Origin of the sequence: Mesorhizobium sp. M7A.F.Ca.CA.002.15.2.1 (assembly GCF_003998715.1) — a bacterium.
Lineage (GTDB): Bacteria > Pseudomonadota > Alphaproteobacteria > Rhizobiales > Rhizobiaceae > Mesorhizobium > Mesorhizobium ciceri.
In genome coordinates this window covers 1-1159 of sequence record NZ_RZPI01001048.1, presented here as the reverse complement: position 1 = coordinate 1159, position 1159 = coordinate 1, and the positions used below count along the sequence as shown (strand labels likewise).

The following is a 1159-nucleotide window of genomic DNA, read 5'->3' as shown; positions in this document are numbered from 1 at the left end:
TTCTCGCACCCAGCGTCTCAACGACGTCGTCGAGCGCTGGGTGCGAGAAGATCCCGTCCAGTGGATGTGGTTCCACAAAAGGTGGGAGATCAGCGGCGGGCGGCGAAAGCGACCGCAGGCAAAGGCGGTCCCAAACGCTTAGGCAGAGCTGCTGGCGTGGGGTTAGCCCAGCGCCAGCAGACAACAGCGAACCTGAACCCGCCTTAGTTGGTGACGACAATGCGCGTGTTGCCGAAACCCACTTCCCGCACCATCGAATAGAACGTGGCGGCATTGGCCGTGTGCAGCCTCACGCAGCCATGCGACGCCGGGCGGCCGAGCTGCCTGACGGCGCCGGTTCCATGGATGGCATAGCCGCCATGGAAGAACACCGAATAGGGCATCGGCGACATATGGTATTTGCGCGAATACCACATCCTGGCCGTGCGCTGCGGCCGATAGGTGCCGCGCGGCGTGAAATAGCCGGTGCGGGCGGTGGAGACACTCCACCGGTAAACCGACGCGCCATATCTGACGGTCATCGTCTGCGACGACACGTCTATATTTGCAACGAGGCTGGCTGCCCAGCCCTGCCCCGAAGCACCGAACAGCATTGCAACAAACATGGTTGCCATGAGAACTGTCTTTTTCATGCGATCAAACCCCTTTGATTGCCCCTAACCTGCCTGCCTGATTGTTTTTCATCTTTTTAATGGCAGATGCACGGGCTAACACACACACCTTGACCAATTCGCCAATCCAAAGCAGCGAATTTGAACGATTTCCCGCAATAGTTGCCGCAACGACACGCCGCACCGGCTTGATCGCCGGCGGGCTTGCAAAACCGCTGGGATCGCTGCTCAACTCTGCGCATGAACCAGCGACTCCTCCCGGCAATCGATGACAGGCGCGACGACGTCGTCGCGCTGACCGCCGAACTGATCCGTTTTCCGACTATCAATCCACCCGGCGAGGCCTACCGGCCATGCGCCGAATATCTCGGCGCGCGGCTGAAGAAGAGCGGTTTCGAGACCGAGTTCATCCGCGCCGAAGGCACGCCCGGCGACACCGACCGCTACCCGCGCGTCAATGTCGTTGCCCGTTCCGAAGGCAGGTCGCCGGGCGCCTGCGTCCACTTCAACTCGCATATCGACGTGGTCGAAGCCGGTGATGGCTGGAC

The 1159-nt window shown here is 60.9% G+C and carries 2 protein-coding genes and 2 pseudogenes; 2 read left to right on the top strand and 2 right to left on the bottom strand.

Annotated elements, in window-relative coordinates:
• Positions 1-142, top strand: a pseudogene (locus ENZ74_RS32460) (lipid A biosynthesis lauroyl acyltransferase); the annotation flags it as partial.
• Between the two features lie 61 nt (positions 143-203).
• Here the strand turns inward: ENZ74_RS32460 and ENZ74_RS32455 are convergent.
• Together ENZ74_RS32455 and ENZ74_RS32450 are read right to left on the bottom strand one after the other, a co-directional pair.
• Positions 204-632, bottom strand: a complete 429-nt coding sequence (locus tag ENZ74_RS32455; protein WP_013531220.1) for a L,D-transpeptidase — start codon at positions 630-632, stop codon at positions 204-206.
• A gap of 4 nt (positions 633-636) precedes the next feature.
• Entirely contained in the window at positions 637-843 is a 207-nt protein-coding gene (locus ENZ74_RS32450) for a hypothetical protein (RefSeq protein WP_127224121.1), read from the bottom strand.
• A gap of 8 nt (positions 844-851) precedes the next feature.
• Between ENZ74_RS32450 and ENZ74_RS32445 the strand changes: the two are divergent.
• Positions 852-1159: pseudogene (locus ENZ74_RS32445) on the top strand (succinyl-diaminopimelate desuccinylase); the annotation flags it as partial.

Bases quoted from the DNA above. Each gene is read 5' to 3' on its own strand.
- ENZ74_RS32455 (WP_013531220.1), bottom strand. From the start codon at position 632: ATGAAAAAGACAGTTCTCATGGCAACCATGTTTGTTGCAATGCTGTTC.